Origin of the sequence: Paenibacillus sp. FSL R5-0475, assembly GCF_038004585.1 — a bacterium.
Classification (GTDB): Bacteria; Bacillota; Bacilli; order Paenibacillales; family Paenibacillaceae; genus Paenibacillus_AQ.
Genome location: NZ_JBBORK010000001.1, coordinates 3,180,425 through 3,198,029 on the forward strand (window position 1 = coordinate 3,180,425; position 17,605 = coordinate 3,198,029).

Consider the following 17,605-nt stretch of genomic DNA (forward strand, 5'->3'; position numbering starts at 1 on the left):
GAGGGTCTAAATTGAATGGATCTACAAACATAGAAGCAGACTCGATCAAAAAATCCAAAGTAGTTTCTAACACTTTTATGCGTTTACTGAAACTTGGAAAACCCTATTTAGGCTGGTACCTCATATTATGTCTCTTAGCTGCCGTCGTTTCCCTTGCAACAGTTGGGATAGCCGAATCTTTACGACGTATAATCAACGCTGCTACGAATCAGAACATGTCCTTTTTAATGTCTGGTGCTATCTTTGCTCTAATAATCGTTATTGTAGATGCTTTAGCCAGCTTCTTATTGACTTACTTATCAGGTGTGCTTGAATTCAAGTCGACCTCCAAGCTTCAGGTATCACTGCTAGCTAGATTATTAAACGTACAGATGAAAGATTTGGATCGTTATCATTCTGCTGATCTTATTAGTCGTATCAATGATTCTGCCCCAGCTGCTCAGCAAGGTATCAATCAGAAGACCATTGAACTATTCAGTAATCTGATGCAAATTACATTTCTCCTAACTTATCTGCTCTCACTCCAATATGTCTTAACGCTCGGAACTATATTGATTTGCTCGCTTGTTCCACTTGTGATGATTCCCTTCACTTCCCGCCTACGTTCCATGCACGAACAAAGACAGCAAATTGAAACCGCTCAACAAATGTTTATTCAAGATACGGTACAGGGTGCTGAGGTTGTGCGTGCCTTCTCCCTTGCACCTAAGCTGCATAATCAATTCACACAACGTGTTAGGCAATATTTCAACATTCATTTACCTGTCACACGCTTAGAAGCTGTGGGCTATAATATGCCCTTTGCCGTTATTCTTAGTGGATTGCTATATGTTCTCTCCTACGGCGGATATCTAGTTATCCAAGGGAGATTGGATGTGGGAGCAGTGGCGGCATTTCTGATTTGTTTCGAGCAAATTACAAATCCTGTATCAAAGCTGGCTAATCTATGGACAGAATTACAAGCCTCGCTGGCGCAAGGTAAACGATTGTTTGAAGTCCTTGATTTACCAGAAGAAGACGCAAGCCTTGAATGTAATCAGGAAGATTCTCATAAAGAAACGCCGATGAATAACAACCAAGCAATTAGTGGCTTGTACCCTATCACCTTTGAGAATGTAGGTTTTCTTTATGGTAATCATCAAGTATTAACTAACGTAAATCTAACCATAGAACCAGGTAAAGTAACTGCGTTTGCCGGTCCTAGTGGCAGTGGAAAAAGCACCCTCCTTCAATTAATACTCGCAACCTATGAACCTAATGTAGGGGTCATCCAATCTGGTAAGTTGCCGTTAAGTAGCATTCCCCCTCGGTCTTGGCGCAATCATTTGGCTTATGTTTCTCAAGAGCCTTATCTGTTCACTGGAACCCTATATGAAAATATTGCATGGGGAAGACCTGACGCAACCTATGAAGAAATTATTAAAGCAGCAAAAAGTGCGGGGATACATGAATTTATTATGAGAACCCCCCTTCAATATCAGACTTCCATTGGGGAACGGGGCCATACCTTATCTGGCGGTGAAAGGCAGCGGCTATCTATTGCCAGAGCGTTTGTCCGAGCGCCTAAGCTTCTCCTTCTTGATGAACCCACAGCTGCACTTGATAGCCATAATGAGGAGATTGTCGGCCAGGCCCTGCAAGAACTCATGCATGATCGTACAACGGTTGTTATCGCACATAGATTATCTACCATCAGAAATGCAGATCACATTTATTATATGGAAGCGGGTTCTATTGTTGAAGCGGGGACTCATCTGGAGTTAATGACTTTACAAGGACGGTATTACAATATGGTTGAGACCTCAATGAAGAAGGCTGATATCTCTGCTCTGGTCAGGGAGGTAGAGATATGAATGAGATGGAATCCAAGAATCTAAAACTGGGGTATGCTCTGCGTAGATTAATCTCTTACGCTAGCCCTTATCGAATTGGATTTATTGTGGCTGTACTCCTGCTCTCTGCTAAACTCGTAATGGACATAGGATTTGCAGCCATTCAGCAAGTATTTATTGATACGATCAACAACGCCAATATGGATGCATTAACACGTATAACTGTAATCTGTGCCATTGCATGTGTCATCATTATCTGTTGTCTTATGGTGCAGCATTACTTCCGTTTTGTTATGCAAAGTCGGATGGCTTGGGATATTCGTGCGAAGCTGTTTGACAAAAGTCACCGACTTCCATTTCGTTACCTTCAGTCCATGCATTCAGGTGATTTGACTTCGCGTAACACTAAGGATGCAGGGATGGCCATGGGGATGATAAACAGCATCGTATACGATCTAGGCTATAATCTACTTCTCTGTTTCATTTCCTTTCTATATTTGGCTAAAATGGATGTCTGGATCGCCCTGTTAGCTCTTGGATCAGGCCCCCTTGTTTTTCTTTCCGGACGTTTCTTTGATCGCAGATTACGAAAATTATCTACTCAAATATATGCAAAAGAGGCGGAATTGCGAGGAATCTTACAAGAAACGCTTCAAGGAATGAAGGTCGTCAGAGCCTTTTCGCTTGAAGAAACTCTCTTAAATAAATATGCGTTAGAACGTGAGAAGTTAAGAAGAATGCAGCTGCGAAAATCGCTTCTAAATGGTCTCTTATGGCAATCTTCTGCCTTTATCAACAATCTCGTAATGGTGACATGCGCCGCTTTAATTGCGTTATCAGCTCTAAGTGGCGGAACATCAGCAGGTGAAGTACTCGCTTTTATTATTTTGATGGGTAGAGTTCAATGGCCTTTTGTCCATATGTCTCAAACATGGGGAGGTGTCCAGGAGGCTTTAGGTGCAGCTGACCGCGTATTCGCTATACTTGATGCACCTGATGAAGGAGCTACTCATCCTTTGCCAGAATCCAGCTCATCAACATTTGCTTCCGTAGAGGTAGCTGCATTACAAATAGAGGATGTCCACTACAACTATTCGGGTAAACCGGATAATGAAGCCTCCCTATTTACAGGGCTTAATATTCATATACAACATGGAGAAACTATCGCGGTAGTCGGGCCAAGCGGGTCAGGGAAGACGACGCTCGTTCGATTATGTAATGGACTTTATGAGCCTACTTCAGGAAGCATCACGGTTTATGGAAAGTCTGTACATGATCAGCTTGAAGAAGCACGAGCAATGATTACTTATGTTCCCCAAACCCCTTATTTGTTCTCAGGAACTATACGAGATAATATCGCCTTCAGTACTAATACAGCTAGCGAAGAGGATATTCGAGAAGCCGCTCGGCTCGCAGGTGCAGAAGAGTTTATTACGAAGATGCCCCATGGTTATGACACTATTCTAGGTGAACATGGATCGACTTTATCTGGTGGACAAAGACAACGCATAGCCATTGCCAGAGCTTTTCTTCGTGATGCTCCACTCCTTCTTCTAGATGAAGCAACTTCCGCACTCGATAACGAATCTGAGCGAATGATTCAGCAATCGCTTGATTTGTTAATGAAGAATCGAACCACATTGGTTATTGCACACAGACTATCCACCATACGTGAAGCATCTAGAATTATCGTGTTAAATCAGGGTTCGATTGTTGAGGAAGGTACACATGATTCCTTATTAGAAATGAATGGGCTATACTCACAATTATATAACATTCAATTTAAATCTTCTGAAGCAGAAGACATTAGTGCACCTGAGTTGCTTCAATTACATTCCAACCTTTGATCTCAGTTCAATGCATACATCGTAATTCATAAGTTATTTTAATTAAGGTGTATGCGTTGGAACCGAGTATAAATTATCCGCTTCTTTTAATTGTTTCATGACGAGCTTAATAAATGACTGGATATAGCTTTCTTGAAGCTCTTTCTTTCTGTGGCTCATCCATATCGAATGCTTAGAGACTACATTTTCCACTTCGACCTTGGCTAACATACCCTGATCAAGATAAGGCTTTGCTAACAACGCAGATACAAAGCTAATCCCATAACCGGCAATCACGGCTTGAATAACCTCATTTACTCCATTAAATTGCAGTTCGATCTTCGGTTGTTGTACCTTTCTTTCTTCACATAATTGTACAATTTTCTCTCTGGCTGCACTACCTTCCTCCCTCATAATAAATGCCTCAGCCATCACTTCCTCAAAGCTAACCTCCTGCTTGGCTAAAGAATGATTTGAAGAAACTACGAACACATACTCGTCCTTGTACAACTCCCGATGTTCGAACACCCCTGTATGATGAGAAGGAAACGCCATATCACTATAAATCGCCACGTCTGCTTCAAAGTTATTTAATTGTTCCATGACTTCATGAGAATTAGCAGTAGAGATCTGAATTTTAACCTTCGGAAAAGATTGTTTGTATAATGATGCCCACCGGGGGATGAGTATGCTTGTGGCCAGGTAATTACCTGCAATCCGAATATGACCCGCAGGAAATTTATGATAATCCTCAATAATCTGCTGTACCTGTTCACCCATAGCAAATAACTTTTCAAGTGGTTCGATCAGTTTTCTCCCAATCGGTGTTAGCACCATTCTCTTTCCTATGACCTCTAATAATACGATATTATTCTCCCGTTCAAATTTGCGGATCTGCGCTGATATAGCGGGTTGACTAATGTGCAAACGTTCGGAGGCTTTGGTCACACTCCCTGTTATCGCAACATAATAAAACAATTTTAATACATGATAGTTCATCCTGATTTCTTCCTAACTATATAAAATATAATCATATTTAACGGACCTTCGGCTTTCTTATTATAACTATACATTATGAATATTAACTATTATATATTGTTTATTTATAATTATTTATCTTATACTTACAACTATTCAAAAGGGAGGTTTCGTTAATGAAAGAGACAGTATTATTTCTAACCCGTCACGGGCAGACCGAATGGAATTTGCAGAAAAGAATGCAAGGACATCAAAATTCAGCGTTAACAGCCTTGGGTGAACAGCAAGCGGAATGGTTGAGAGAACGTTTGGAAGGTGAGAATTTAGGAGCCATTTATTCTAGTACTAGTCCAAGAGCATTGCATACTGCGCAGATTTTACGAGGAAATCGGAGTTTACCGATTCAACAGCAAGCTTCATTAATGGAAATTAACATGGGCATTTGGGAAGGAATGAACACAGATCAGATTGAACAAGAATATCCATTACAGTACACCCATTTTTTCACCAGACCTGATCTTTTTATTCCTCTAGCCCCAGGTGAGACCTATAGTCAGCTTGAACAAAGAGTAACGCCAACTATGGAGCGTATCATTAACGATAATGAAGGACATGAGGTACTTATTGTCACGCATCGGATGACCCTGAAAGTCATTATGGCTCATTTTCTCAATAAATCATTGCAGGAATTAGGGGAACTACCGGATATTCTCTCTACAGCATTGTGTAAAGTAACCCTAACTGACAACAATACAACTATCGATCTGTACGGCGATACTTCACATTATCAATGAATCCTTCTCAAAAATAAAAAAGGAAACTCCGATTTAAATGGGGTTCCCTTTTTAGACTTCAATTTTAAATTTCCACACTTTTGATTGTAAAGCTGCGAACCTTCATCCATTTTCCTGAAATAAATTCGTCAATTGTTTTCGTCTTCGGTCTAACACAAAAACGATGCTTGCTCCCTTTATCAAAACCAACTGCTTCAAAAATCAGGCCGTCACCTATTTGCTCCTTAAAGAACACTTGCTTAAGTCCCAATCTATTTAACATTTCAAGCTTTACACTTTCGATATATGTGCGTGAATACTCCTTAGACATATGTGTTCCTCCTAGTAGTGGTAGTAATATTATAAGTTCAATATTAAGAAAATCAACCGAAGATCACATAATCACAAAAAGAAAAAAGCCAACCCATAGTCTATGGATTGGCTTCTACTATATAAGTTGATTACGAAATTATTTAACTTCTGTTGTTCCAGTCACTTTTCCATCAATAACAGCTGATGTTTTCAGATCTTCGCTTGCGAAATAGAGGTTACCATCAATAGTGGCGGTTTCAGGCAGAGTAAAGCCTTTCGCTTCTACATAAACATCGCCTTTAATCGTTCCGCCTTCAACTTTCAAATTCTCACTTTGTACTGTAAACTTTGGTACGGTTAGTGTATAAGTAGCAGTGATCTTGTGATCAGCATCTTGCGAATAAAGGGCAATCTTACGGTAGATGTCGCCATCTGCGGCTCCTTTATTACGGAATTCTCCAGCTACAACAACCTCATCAGGAATCGTTACATCATTTAGAATCGCAACAATCCAGTTTCCATCTTTGCTAACAGCCTTAGTAAATGCATCTGCTTGATTCACAATCGAAGCTGTAGTGACAGCATCTGTCTGCTCAGCAGCCGGAGCTGAAGTTGCCGCCGAATTGTTTGCTTTATCCTCATTTGCTCCACAACCTGCCAATACTGCTACCGAAACCCCAGCCACTAAAATCATTTTAAATAGTCTCATTTTCGATTCCCCCTAATTTTGATTATGAATTAATTATATATTAAAATTCTTAATAATTAAGTGAATAATTTCACAAATTTGTGTCAGTATCTAAAGCGGTTTCACAGCGTTCTCTCTTCCCGATTAAGATTTGTTCCCATGAGTCACGCCTCTTCTCGCTGACTGATTTAGGTTCTTACATCTATTTACCCAAATTATAAAAATGAACACAAGCATCATTTGCTTCTTGGTATAAAGTCAATCGTTGACTCTTTTCAAGTGTTAATGATAATATTTGGAAATAAATATCTCAGCAAGGGAGAAGTTTACTGGTGAAAAAGACTACAATGAAAGACATCGCGCTACAAGCTAATGTCTCCGTTGCGACTGTAAGCTATGTTCTGAACCGCGTCGATAACCAAACCATTCCTGAGAAGACCCGCAATCAAATTCTGTCACTTGCCGAAGAACTTCATTACATTCCTAATCTAGCAGCCCGTTCACTTGCCAATAAAAAAACGGGATTAGTAGGGATACTTGTCAATCATTCTGCTTATATGCCACCTTGGAAACTCTATGACCAGTTCACCTTTATCCGTGCTTTGGAACAGCGTTTAACGGATGCCGGATATCATACGCTGTTATATTCTCTTGGTACTGACCATCCTTCTCTGAATATCATCGTCGAAAGAAAGCTCGAAGCCGTCTTTCTGATCGATGTACACGATGAATCCTTCTATTCGATTTCCAAACATTTTGTAGAAGGCATCCCTTTGATTTTGATCGACAGCATGATTGAAGATAAGCTGTTTAAGCAAGTTCTTTACAATTATCGTTCAGCTCTACAAAAGGTAATGCCGGAGGATCTTTCACAGGTTTGTTTAATTATGGAGAGCTTCAATAACTCCCTACTCACTAGCTTTATCCAAGACAATCTTCCTTTACCTGAGAAAGCAATATTCAAAGTTCAAAATATGGAGGAATTGAATACAATCTTATCGGAGGGGATTTACAAAGAGGCCATAGTTATTAATGATTTTATCGGAAGTTGTGTTGAAAAATCCGGGGTATTCGCACGTCTTTCTGTTCTATGTACCTGTAATTGCCCAGAAATGCTTGGAGAAGACGTTCAGAAATTCATATTCACTGGGGATAAATCAGCCACTGCTTTTGAACTAATGCAGGAGTTGTTACATCGTCCTGACTACTCCAAACAAGAGAATAATCGTTATTTTGTTGATTAATTTTTTTTCGATATTCACTTAAGCGTTTAAGTCGAGAGGAGAGTTTCCCATGACAGATCCTGTATTAGCAAAACATGCATCCACCACCGCTCAATTCTATCCAACCCTTTGGGGAAACCGGAGATTTATGCTGCTACTCAGCTCCTATTCCATTTCTTTGTTTGGAAATACCTTTCACAGCATTGCTTTAAGTTTATGGGTACTTCAGACGACCGGAAGCGCTAAAATGATTGCCATTATTACCATAATCAATCTATTGCTCAGTTCTTTACTCGGATCGATAGGAGGCACACTCGCAGACAGGATCAATCGCAGAACCATTATGTTAATCACTGATTTGATAAGCTGCGGTCTAGCAGTTACGCTTGCTCTGGCCATTTCCATGTCTTCTACATCATTCATTATCGTGGCTATATTAACGGGACTTACGACAGTCTCAGCATTATTCCAATCTCCTGCGTATCAAGCTTCTATTACTACTGTTGTTGGTAAAGAACATGTACAAAAAGCGGTCGGGATTCTGAACTTGTCGGAGAACATCTGTAGGACGATTGGGTATTCGGCTGGAGGTATTTTTGTAGCAAGTTTTGGAGCGGCAGATGCCATTTTATTTGATGGAGCTACATTTTTCGTTTCCTTTCTACTAGTTCTTGTTGTCCGCTCCCTTCCACTCCCAAACCGAGTGAATACCGGACCTAAAGAAGAAAGAAAATTCACACAGGATCTTGCGGATGGCGTTCGTTATATTTGGAGATACCCCTTCGCCCGAGCAATAATCATCATGCTCCCCACGCTCACTTTGTTCTTTATGCCTTCACTGATGCTAACGCAAGTTATGGCCGTCAAAGTATGGAATTCTAGTCCCTTTCAGTTTGGACTCATGGAAGCCTGTATTCCACTAGGTTATATGATTGGTTCCAGCATGATCTTGTTTCTCAGCTCCAAATTAAAGAATCGCGGCTTCTTTATCATGACTGGACTGCTATGTCTGGGTCCCCTGTACCTCCTGTTATCGTTCGTCACTACTGCTGCCTTAGCTATTCCCATCATTCTTCTTATTGGCTTTATGTTCTCATTCTGTACATTGCTGATAAATACCATCCTCAGGCTGGAAGTTTCGGAGGATATACAAGGTAGAGTCTTCGGTGTACTTGGGTCCATTATGAGTGTAGCACCCTCACTTGGTCTTACAGCCGTTTCATTCCTGTCCGATCACTTCAGTCCAGCCCCTGTCATGGGTTCCATCGGAGTCCTGCTACTACTATTTGCTTTATTAACCTTGACCAAGTTAAAGGTGATTCGAAATTATAAGTAATTTTAGAACATATCTTATGACCGTTATCGCCCGTTTTTCCTAATAACGCGCCTATTATGAAGCTCGATCAGTAATTGAACAACTATAATGATCAATAGAAAGATTCCCACGACACCTGTTAAAAATGGATAAATTAGAGGGAAAAATACACTTGGATAACTTTTAGTAATATCCGAATAGTAGCCCATACCCATAAGTGATGTACCAGAGAACTCGATAAGCTTCACCCCTAGATGATTGTCACTTCTTTGAGCATAACTCAGCACCTTTTCTTCTATACTGCCATCATGTGAGATCGTGATTATTTTCCATTTTCTCTTTTCCATCGGCTGACTATCATCTGTAAGTCTTTGGACTATATTAATTTCTTTCTCGCCAGTCTTTCGATCCGTAACAGTGAGAATATCTATCCATGAGAAATATCTGCTTCCTCGTTCCCGATTAGACAGCCATATTTCATCAGGAGTTGAGATTTTTTGACCATTTAACAAAAACTGAACTTTCACAATATCTCCAGGCGGGACACTCTCCTCTTCATCCCAAAGGGTCAATTCTGCTTTCCTGCCTGTATTTTCTTCTTGGATCTTAATTTGCTTATCATCAACCGTTAGTTCTTGAACGTTTAACGTGTTATACCCTTTCTCAGCATGGTTGATCTCATAACGCTGATTGATTTGATCTGAAATCATATACTCACGGATATAGTTGAACAATGGGCTGAAAGAAATCGATAGCAAGAAAAATGAAATCACCGATAAATAAATTATTTTTTTCATAATGAATCCTTGTGAGCGATCTTCAGCTTGAAATTTTGTCTTGAGCCACCTTCGAGGCCATTTGGAACCCCATCCTGCAAAGGAAAGAAACCAAACTTCTGATAAAATCTTCTAGCAGGTTGGCCCTCTGGATGATCCTCACCAAAAGTAGTAACGAATATCTCTGCTGGGGTTTCGATACTTTCGATAATATAGTTAAGAAGTACTGTCGCTACACCCTTATTTCTCTCTATTGCTGAAACAGATAACCACCCAATCTTGTAATTAGGGGTATTGGATGAAGAGAATAACACAGCTCCAAGTAATCTTGAACCTGGCGAACCATTGTTTTCTCGTACACAAAAAGCGCTTTGTCGCCTGATATTTTTTTCTAACGCTAAAGTGAAATTCGGATCATCTACCATCGGCCCAAAAAGGGACTCCACCTCTGCCGCCAGCTCCAGCCATCCTCTTATATCCTCCATAGTAGCTTTTACTACATTCATATATAAGTTCTCCTTTAGTAGTCTTGGTTACACCATTCGATACACTGAGGAATAAAGTTATCATAGTCATTTAAAGCAGTGATTGTATTTATTACTTCACGGGTTCCAAGTTCTCGCTCTGTATCATCCGTACTCTCTATTCCAAGTGACCGTCTGATATTATAAGCTAACCATTCTAGCTTCCCATGAAAACCATAGTTGAGCACATCGGACCAGTTAGCATAAATCTCGCCGCCATGATCGCGGTATGCATTAATAAGCGTGCAGAAAGCATCTTTGCTTACACTTCCCGATTCAAAGCCTGACCAATAAAGGGCTACATCTATTAACTCTTGGGTTGGATGGATAGGTCCTGCTGCTTCCCAGTCAATAATAATGGGTATCTGATGCTCATCCCATAGTACATTTTTTTGATCTAAATCCCGATGGCTGATCACCATATGATTCAATAATTGTTCCGCTGAAGAATCTACAAGTTGTTCCCAATAATTTATTTGGTTCAGGTTATCTAATAGCAAGCTAGACCATTCCAAACCATCCTGTTTTGCTTTTAGTGCATATTCATTCCAACGAACAGTGGATGTATTTACTGCCTCAAGATTTTCATTAGGATGATGATCAAGAAGTGTAGCGAAATCGATCTTATGAATTTTAGCAAGGTTTTCGCCAATCTTTTTACAACACCCTATATTAATACCTCCTGATGGCAATGCCTTACCTTCGACCCATGGAAATAATAAATAGAATTGACCCTCGAATTCATGCATAAAACTATCATTGGATACGATGGCCGGTACTGCATTTATCCCATTTCGATAAGCCATATTTGCAACCTTTTCAGAAAGAATATAGTTGTACATAGCAGTATCCCGCTGCATAATTTGAGGATTTAAAGCTTTCACTGCATAGAGCGCTTTGTCCGTTTGTAGACGATACATTCTGTGCAGAAGACCACCTGTTACCTGTTCTGGTTCATTTTTTAAATGACCTAATCCGTATTTTGCACATAGCATTTCGAAATTTAAGTTATAATTCAGATTTCCCATGTTATGTATCCCTTTCCTATGAATCAGAATCCCAACTTCAATAACCAAGCCGACAACTTCTCTTCCCGCTCTTTTAAGTCCCCATTTATGCGATTGAATTTACCAAGCCAGTGCTCAGAAGCTATGCTGCCATCCAGCATATACAGGACACGTTCTGCCTGAGCAGCGACTTTCGCATCATGTGTAGCCAGTAGAATCGTTGTACCCGTCTGATTAATATCTATTAATATCTCCATAATTTCACTAGCAGCTTTAGAGTTCAGTGCACCTGTTGGCTCATCACCAAATAGAATATCAGGCTCATTGATGATTGACCTGCAGATCGCTGCTCTTTGCAGTTGTCCACCCGACACTTGTGTAATATTACGCTCAGCGAGTGCGGAGATTCCGGTTTTTTTCATTAACTCAGCGGCTCTGTTATTGATGGTTCTACGACTAACGATTTTAGCTCGATAAGCGGATAAGATGATATTGTCCCGAATAGTCAGGTTTTTTAAAAGATGCATCTGCTGAAAAATAAATCCCATTTGATTTAAACGCAGTTCAGCTAATTCACTCTCAGAAAGACCACTGATGTCCTGCCCTTTAAAAACAACACTTCCTGAAGTCATCCGGTCCATGCCGCTGATCGTATAGAGCAATGTTGATTTCCCTGAGCCAGAAGGCCCCATTATAGCTACGAATTCTCCCTTTGATACCTGTAGATGAACATCTTTTAATACCGTCTGCGGGGTTCCTTGCCCGGTTACAAAGGTTTTATTTAAACCCTTCGTCTCTAATATGAACATACTACCACCTCACCCTCATTCGACAATCAGTTTAGATAAATTGGATTTCTTCATCGATATCGTGCTTACTACGGTTGTGAGTGCTACAATGAGCATGAAAAAAAGAGGGAGAACAAGATAAGCTATTACCGGATTAACTACAAACTGTATTTGGGATGCTCCCATAAAGGATCCGAGTAATTGAGTGGATTTTTGACCGATGGTATTCGCTGCAAAGGTTCCGAGAATGATTCCAAGACCAGAAACCAGTAGCAGCCTTACCTGATATTGCTTTCGAATATCTTCTAACGTAAAGCCAATGCTTCTCAAAATTGCAATTTGCGAGACGTCCTTCGCTAGCAGCATTTTTAGAAATAAAGCTGTAATCAATACTGAAATTGATATCGAGATAGCAATGGATAAGCCAGTGACCAGCTTTAATTGGCGAATCGTATTCCCGAGCGTCTGAGATAAATAGCTTTCTAGATGAGTAACTTTGGCTGGATAAAATAACTTTGCATATTGATCCATTTTCTCCTGAACGGAAACATTCGGATTCACATCTAAAGCTACGATATACCATAGCACGGACTTCGGGTCATACGGTAATCGGGCTTTTGCAGTTCGACCTCCATTCGTTATATCTTGGTAGATCCCGCTAACCGTCAATTTTTTCGAAGTGCCATCTACCTCCAAAAGAACGCTATCCCCTACCCTTTTGTTCCATTCCTTGGCATTCAGATCAGAAAGGGCAATCTCATCCCCACTTTCAGGGGTTCCTCCGTTAACATAAGTGAGCGGAAAAATAGAGAAATCTCCTGTTTCAACATTGATATTCTCCCATACGCCATCGCTGCCTTGCACTTTAAATCGAGAAGTAATTAATGGTGAGAATTTAGCTATATCGGAGTCCTTATTTAGCGTCGTTATCAGTTTATTAAATCGCTTCTCTATTTGATCAGATGGCTGCAAATCGATTCTCATGTCACTCTGACCTACACCCATATAAGAAATAAACCGAGGGGACTGAAGGGTATTCAATATATTCACTGGCACAAGAATGATAAACAGACAGATCACAAATACGAAGAATAGCAATCCGAACATGGTGAAGCGTCCATAAACATCCTTTAGGCCTAGAAAAACATTCACATTTATATGCCTGCGCTTACTCAGCACTACTCTACTTTTATTGCCTTTCAACTCCCCCACAGTCCCTGACCTTAAAGCCTCTACTACTGTTATACGATTAAACCTTCTAAGAATAACTCTGCAAAAGAATACAATCATGCCGAAGATCAAACCGACCGCTAAGACTGGAACAATAGGCTGAAGGATCGTTTTTGGAGCAGTCCCCAAGTACAATGTGATATTCGCTGTAAACAATCGCACCACACCCAAAGATAATAAATATCCTAGCAGTGAAGCGCATGCTGCCATAACCATATATTTTGCCAAATAGATCCTTCTAATATCTCGCTGTGAAATCCCAATTGCTTTCATGACGCCAATCTCTCTATAATCCTCCTCTAAGGTCGCGATCATCGTAAACCTTAAACATAGGACGGCAATAATCATAAGAAGGATACTTACCAAAATAATGACAACTGCAATAATCCCATCTGTCAGCGCATTCAGCGTCTTAAACAAAGGATAGTCTATCATTGGTCCTTTACCGGGCATATCTGAGGATTGATAGGTATTCCGGAACTCGCTAAGTCTACTTAAATCGGTGATTTGAAATTCAATTAAGTACTCAACTTCTCCATGGTTCTTCTTAAGTACATTATAATCCGTGTCATTTACGACAAAGCGCTTAGAGCTAACAATAGCTGGATTCATTTGGATGTCTCGAACAAAATCCGTAACCATAAATTTTTGATCTAACTGTCCATTGGAAAGGGTAACCTGATCACCAATCTTCAGATCATTCTGCTTCATATAATAAATAGGAACTGCGATTTCTCCTTCAGCTACCCTAATCACTTGATTCTCTAAATTCAGCAGCAAATCAAATGATGGGTTCTGCTTAACAAAACCTATATCCATTACGCTGTTCTCTTCCGACTTATTGCTGTTACCTAAGACAATCTGCGAACCATCTATCCTTAGCATTTCTACTGTTTGTTGATTCTTAACAAGTGGATTTGTAGAAGCAAATTTTTGAATACCTGCGTTATCTATTGGACCAGCATGCATTTGAACAAAATGGGGAGCCTTTGATTTATCCAGCAAATGACTTAAAGAACCGGACAATTCCATAATGACTTGAGAAGCACAAGCAGCAAGCAACGCCGATAACATCATAAAAATAAATAAGACGATCGTTATGATTTTATTTCTTTGAAAATCTTTTTTCACAATTTGTAGCAGCATTGACGATCTCTCCCCTACGTCTCATTCATCCTCCCTGCACGGACCTTACTCAAACATTTGCGTTACGTAGGAAAAGCTTCCTTTTTCAGCTCCCAACGTAGTCTCCATAATATAAATAAAGCTCTGAATTTTGAGAATGATCTCTTCCGGTTGCCACTTGAAAATCCCTTCATCCAATAGAAATTGTGAGGCGACCAACAGAAATTCCATCGTTTCTTTAGGATAAGGACAGTGGAACAAGCTCTCCTCGATTCCCTGCTCAATCACCTCTGTCAACACAGGTGTTAGCTTCAAAATAGTTTCAGCCAAGCTTTTCTGATGGATTAGTGCATTCTCAGCTTGATGAAACTGTTCAATCATGTGACCTTTTCTCTCCGAATCAGGTTTCTGTGCCATTATGATTTGTAGTAGCTTTTCATGTACGGAGAGCTTTGAATCAGCAGCAATGATCTTCGCAATGTCCACTCCAGCATCGATGAATCGTGTGACCACTGCTTCCATAACCTCCTCCTTCGACTTGAAATAATAGTAGAACGTGCCCTTGGCAATCCCGATCTCCTGCAAGATGTCGTTCACTGTAGTTCTCGCATAACCTTTCGTAAAAAAAAGCATTTCTGCTTTATCTAATATTTCATTTCTGCGTTCTTCCGCTTCTTTGGAAATTCTCATTTATTTTGAGTCCTCCTTTTTATAGACCGACCGTCGGTCTATTCCATTTAAATACATTTAATACATCATGTCAATGATGTTCCAGCAAATTGGACAAAAGAAAAAAGGTAACCTCCAAACAATGAGGTTACCTTAATGTGCAGTCAGTATAATCAGGAGACATTTTTGCGCTTTAGAATATGATACACATTGCTGAACATGCCGGACAAGATTCCAGTAATTGAAAATACTGCCCAGTTGACGTCCCAGCGTCCATAGACAAAGCCCGTAAACAGAAAAATCGCCGTCGCCAACGGCCACAACACAGCCCTCTCACAAATTGTTCTTTTCCCTTCTACTTTGCATCGATATGTGGCTCATTCAGTAGCTTCGTATAAGTTTCTTGGATATTTCCATAATAGACGAACAAGAACACCGCAGTTGCTGCAATCACCAGAAAGGCAGAAACTCCATAAGCAGCGAAATCATCGTTGAAATACGAAGTTGCGAAGATAAAGGTCGGCGACAGCACACAAAGACAGACGCCCACAATCAAAGCAAGGCGATAAGTCGGAGCATAAAGGGCTTGACTGCGCTGAAGCGCCGTTTTGAGCGCATAAGGTAGCTGAAAGCCTTGCTCTAGACTTTCGAAGCGCTCGAGTTTCATGCCGCTATAAATGAACATCCCAACGGCCACAGCGACCAGCACGAACATTCCGACCATCCCCAGCATCGAACCTTTATCAGCCATATCAGCATTATTTTCAAACAATGTACTAAGAGTAATCAACAGCGCCACCCCGCATGCGCAGAGAAAAACACCGAGACCGGTCCATAATCCAGAGCTACGTTTAGCAGCCGCATAAGCATAAACCTCTTCTTCACTAAGCATGGGCACAGTCTTCTCCCGTCCGGTTGGACGGATGCCTAGCTCAGCAGTCAGCTCCTCAATATTGCCGAATTCCGAAATAACGATACCGATCGCCTCATTCTCAGACTTGCCATCCCGCTTCAGCTCCAGGTACTTATCTTCCATCCCGGACAGCAGCTCCTGCTTCAAATGCTCCAGTTCCGGAGTCTTCGGCAGACCCGCAAACATATTATCCAGATATACTATGATCGTCTCCATGCACTATCACCACTCCTTGATAAATTGGTTTACAACTTCCTGCGTAACCTTCCATTCCTCACATTTTTCTCGGTAATAGGCGAGACCCAGCGGGGTAATCCGGTAATATGTGCGCCGCTTGCCAAGACTCTCATCCAGATAAAAGGATTCAATGTACCCGTTCTTCTCCAGCCGGGTAAAGGCGGAATACAGCGTTGTTTCCTTCATGACATACTTCTCCTGAGTCAGCTGCCTGATATTCTTAGAAATCTCGTACCCGTAGGATTCCCCATCGAGCAGCATGTAGAGGATCATCGTATCATTGTAACCACGTATAACATCACTGCTGATCAAAAATGGTACCCCCTATGATTACTTCATCTGTCGTAGTAGTTGCAGTATACCATAATTACTACGACAGATGAAGTAGTTACGAAAAAATAGGCAAAAAAATCTAAAAAGCATAAAAAAAGAGAATTGCTCTATGTGAGCAACTCTCCTCAAATCAGTTAGTCTCTTGAATTTTCAAAAATCTGATCAATCTTCTCTTTCGCACCTTCCCAGGAGGTCAATAATGGAAATCCATATTGTTCACGAGCTCTCAAATTCCATGGATGCGGAATACAGAGTACTTTCCTTCCGTCCTGCAATGCAGGAACCAAGTTGTGAACCCCGTCATCGATCAGAAGATCATAATTAATAAGATTCTTTCGTTTGCATGGGAAGAAATTTTCGATGGGAATAAACGGCATATGCTTCTGCAGCCAGTTCCATTTTTCAACAACTGCATTGGGCTGGGCCGCCGTAACAATAATAACATCATAAGCATTGTGCAGCTTCTCCATTTCACCTACAACATGCTCGTCGAATAATTCAAGCTCCTCATATAAACCAGGCCGCCCATAGAATACATCTTGTGTACAATCTGGATGACGTAAATGATCCGTATTCCAATCAAGCATCTCCTCGTACTTCAGTACATGAGTGGGGAAATCATTGTTGTTATGGTATATAGCTCGTTTGACTAGATGGCATATCGTGTCATCCATATCAACTGCAATTACAGGCTTTCTCATCTGTGTCCCCCATATGTTTTTTTATATTACTATTTAAGTATACACAATATAATTACTGTTTTCGTCTTGAGTTAGTTAAATTTCTATTTAATGTTTTTTAAACGCCTCTACGCATCTTTGACAGATACAGGCTTTACCACTCAGTTCCAAAGGTACCCTTTCTAGTAGTTCTGCAGGAATTTCCGTATGAAAACACCAACAATCATCACTATTAGCACCACAATGATTTAATTCTTTACATAAAGGACAATACCGTTGTTCAACTTGTTTATTTTTTATTTCCAAAGCTTCTACTCCCCCATACGATTAAACATTTCACTTCTATTTACTTACCAAGCATAGGATTATTAAATTA

General features: G+C 40.5%; 19 protein-coding genes. 5 read left to right on the forward strand and 14 right to left on the reverse strand.

Annotated features, from left to right (window positions below; translation table 11 throughout):
- Positions 1-11: 11 nt before the first annotated feature.
- A complete protein-coding gene (locus MKX41_RS14260; RefSeq protein WP_340971322.1) occupies positions 12-1,853 on the forward strand; it encodes an ABC transporter ATP-binding protein in 1,842 nt (613 codons plus the stop codon).
- Entirely contained in the window at positions 1,850-3,679 is a 1,830-nt protein-coding gene (locus MKX41_RS14265; protein WP_340971324.1) for an ABC transporter ATP-binding protein, read from the forward strand. The genes MKX41_RS14260 and MKX41_RS14265 overlap by 4 nt, the downstream gene beginning before the upstream one ends.
- 42 nt (positions 3,680-3,721) lie before the next feature.
- Here MKX41_RS14265 and MKX41_RS14270 read toward each other — a convergent pair whose 3' ends face one another.
- Positions 3,722-4,657: a LysR family transcriptional regulator gene (locus MKX41_RS14270; protein WP_340971325.1), complete on the reverse strand. Its 936-nt coding sequence runs from the start codon at positions 4,655-4,657 to the stop codon at positions 3,722-3,724.
- Positions 4,658-4,812: 155 nt separating this feature from the next.
- Here MKX41_RS14270 and MKX41_RS14275 point away from each other — a divergent pair, with 155 nt between their 5' ends.
- Positions 4,813-5,430 (forward strand): histidine phosphatase family protein, encoded by a 618-nt coding sequence (locus tag MKX41_RS14275; RefSeq protein ID WP_339797199.1) that lies wholly within the window; start codon positions 4,813-4,815, stop codon positions 5,428-5,430.
- A 64-nt stretch (positions 5,431-5,494) separates the two neighbouring features.
- Here the strand turns inward: MKX41_RS14275 and MKX41_RS14280 are convergent, their stop codons facing one another.
- Positions 5,495-5,740, reverse strand: coding sequence for a hypothetical protein (locus tag MKX41_RS14280; protein WP_042189863.1), 246 nt, complete (start codon positions 5,738-5,740; stop codon positions 5,495-5,497).
- A 138-nt stretch (positions 5,741-5,878) separates the two neighbouring features.
- Entirely contained in the window at positions 5,879-6,430 is a 552-nt protein-coding gene (locus tag MKX41_RS14285; RefSeq protein ID WP_042189865.1) for a polymer-forming cytoskeletal protein, read from the reverse strand.
- Positions 6,431-6,741: 311 nt separating this feature from the next.
- Here MKX41_RS14285 and MKX41_RS14290 point away from each other — a divergent pair, with 311 nt between their 5' ends.
- Together MKX41_RS14290 and MKX41_RS14295 are read left to right on the forward strand one after the other, a co-directional pair.
- Positions 6,742-7,653: a LacI family DNA-binding transcriptional regulator gene (locus MKX41_RS14290; RefSeq protein WP_340971329.1), complete on the forward strand. Its 912-nt coding sequence runs from the start codon at positions 6,742-6,744 to the stop codon at positions 7,651-7,653.
- A 49-nt stretch (positions 7,654-7,702) separates the two neighbouring features.
- Complete coding sequence (locus MKX41_RS14295) at positions 7,703-8,968, forward strand: MFS transporter (protein ID WP_340971331.1); 1,266 nt, start codon at positions 7,703-7,705, stop codon at positions 8,966-8,968.
- Positions 8,969-8,991: 23 nt separating this feature from the next.
- On the opposite strand, the gene MKX41_RS14300 is transcribed toward MKX41_RS14295, so the two are convergent.
- The 11 genes from MKX41_RS14300 to MKX41_RS32315 form a co-directional block, all read right to left on the reverse strand.
- A complete protein-coding gene (locus tag MKX41_RS14300; RefSeq protein ID WP_340971333.1) occupies positions 8,992-9,744 on the reverse strand; it encodes a hypothetical protein in 753 nt (250 codons plus the stop codon).
- Positions 9,741-10,229 (reverse strand): GNAT family N-acetyltransferase, encoded by a 489-nt coding sequence (locus MKX41_RS14305; RefSeq protein ID WP_340971335.1) that lies wholly within the window; start codon positions 10,227-10,229, stop codon positions 9,741-9,743. Before MKX41_RS14305 ends, MKX41_RS14300 begins: the two co-directional genes overlap by 4 nt.
- 14 nt (positions 10,230-10,243) lie before the next feature.
- The gene (locus MKX41_RS14310; protein ID WP_340971336.1) at positions 10,244-11,275 is read right to left on the reverse strand and encodes an aminoglycoside phosphotransferase family protein; all 1,032 of its coding nucleotides are present in this window, start codon (positions 11,273-11,275) and stop codon (positions 10,244-10,246) included.
- Between the two features lie 23 nt (positions 11,276-11,298).
- Positions 11,299-12,063, reverse strand: coding sequence for an ABC transporter ATP-binding protein (locus MKX41_RS14315; protein WP_340971337.1), 765 nt, complete (start codon positions 12,061-12,063; stop codon positions 11,299-11,301).
- A 15-nt stretch (positions 12,064-12,078) separates the two neighbouring features.
- Positions 12,079-14,418, reverse strand: a complete 2,340-nt coding sequence (locus MKX41_RS14320) for an ABC transporter permease (protein WP_340971339.1) — start codon at positions 14,416-14,418, stop codon at positions 12,079-12,081.
- Between the two features lie 45 nt (positions 14,419-14,463).
- Complete coding sequence (locus MKX41_RS14325; protein WP_340971341.1) at positions 14,464-15,087, reverse strand: TetR/AcrR family transcriptional regulator; 624 nt, start codon at positions 15,085-15,087, stop codon at positions 14,464-14,466.
- A 152-nt stretch (positions 15,088-15,239) separates the two neighbouring features.
- Complete coding sequence (locus tag MKX41_RS14330; RefSeq protein ID WP_340971342.1) at positions 15,240-15,389, reverse strand: hypothetical protein; 150 nt, start codon at positions 15,387-15,389, stop codon at positions 15,240-15,242.
- 32 nt (positions 15,390-15,421) lie between these two features.
- Positions 15,422-16,195 carry a permease prefix domain 1-containing protein gene (locus tag MKX41_RS14335; RefSeq protein ID WP_339265994.1) on the reverse strand — a complete coding sequence of 258 codons (774 nt, stop codon included), beginning with the start codon at positions 16,193-16,195 and terminating at the stop codon, positions 15,422-15,424.
- Positions 16,196-16,201: 6 nt separating this feature from the next.
- On the reverse strand, positions 16,202-16,528 hold the full coding sequence (locus tag MKX41_RS14340; RefSeq protein ID WP_042189881.1) for a PadR family transcriptional regulator: 327 nt from the start codon (positions 16,526-16,528) through the stop codon (positions 16,202-16,204).
- A gap of 155 nt (positions 16,529-16,683) precedes the next feature.
- Positions 16,684-17,250: a 5' nucleotidase, NT5C type gene (locus MKX41_RS14345; RefSeq protein ID WP_340971344.1), complete on the reverse strand. Its 567-nt coding sequence runs from the start codon at positions 17,248-17,250 to the stop codon at positions 16,684-16,686.
- 87 nt (positions 17,251-17,337) lie between these two features.
- Positions 17,338-17,535 (reverse strand): cysteine-rich CWC family protein, encoded by a 198-nt coding sequence (locus MKX41_RS32315; RefSeq protein ID WP_445671317.1) that lies wholly within the window; start codon positions 17,533-17,535, stop codon positions 17,338-17,340.
- Between the last annotated feature and the right edge of the window lie 70 nt (positions 17,536-17,605).

Bases quoted from the DNA above. Each gene is read 5' to 3' on its own strand.
- MKX41_RS14265 (WP_340971324.1), top strand. From the start codon at position 1,850: ATGAATGAGATGGAATCCAAGAATCTAAAACTGGGGTATGCTCTGCGT.
- MKX41_RS14270 (WP_340971325.1), bottom strand. From the start codon at position 4,657: ATGAACTATCATGTATTAAAATTGTTTTATTATGTTGCGATAACAGGG.
- MKX41_RS14275 (WP_339797199.1), top strand. From the start codon at position 4,813: ATGAAAGAGACAGTATTATTTCTAACCCGTCACGGGCAGACCGAATGG.
- MKX41_RS14280 (WP_042189863.1), bottom strand. From the start codon at position 5,740: ATGTCTAAGGAGTATTCACGCACATATATCGAAAGTGTAAAGCTTGAA.
- MKX41_RS14285 (WP_042189865.1), bottom strand. From the start codon at position 6,430: ATGAGACTATTTAAAATGATTTTAGTGGCTGGGGTTTCGGTAGCAGTA.
- MKX41_RS14295 (WP_340971331.1), top strand. From the start codon at position 7,703: ATGACAGATCCTGTATTAGCAAAACATGCATCCACCACCGCTCAATTC.
- MKX41_RS14300 (WP_340971333.1), bottom strand. From the start codon at position 9,744: ATGAAAAAAATAATTTATTTATCGGTGATTTCATTTTTCTTGCTATCG.
- MKX41_RS14305 (WP_340971335.1), bottom strand. From the start codon at position 10,229: ATGAATGTAGTAAAAGCTACTATGGAGGATATAAGAGGATGGCTGGAG.
- MKX41_RS14310 (WP_340971336.1), bottom strand. From the start codon at position 11,275: ATGGGAAATCTGAATTATAACTTAAATTTCGAAATGCTATGTGCAAAA.
- MKX41_RS14315 (WP_340971337.1), bottom strand. From the start codon at position 12,063: ATGTTCATATTAGAGACGAAGGGTTTAAATAAAACCTTTGTAACCGGG.
- MKX41_RS14320 (WP_340971339.1), bottom strand. From the start codon at position 14,418: ATGCTGCTACAAATTGTGAAAAAAGATTTTCAAAGAAATAAAATCATA.
- MKX41_RS14325 (WP_340971341.1), bottom strand. From the start codon at position 15,087: ATGAGAATTTCCAAAGAAGCGGAAGAACGCAGAAATGAAATATTAGAT.
- MKX41_RS14335 (WP_339265994.1), bottom strand. From the start codon at position 16,195: ATGGAGACGATCATAGTATATCTGGATAATATGTTTGCGGGTCTGCCG.
- MKX41_RS14345 (WP_340971344.1), bottom strand. From the start codon at position 17,250: ATGAGAAAGCCTGTAATTGCAGTTGATATGGATGACACGATATGCCAT.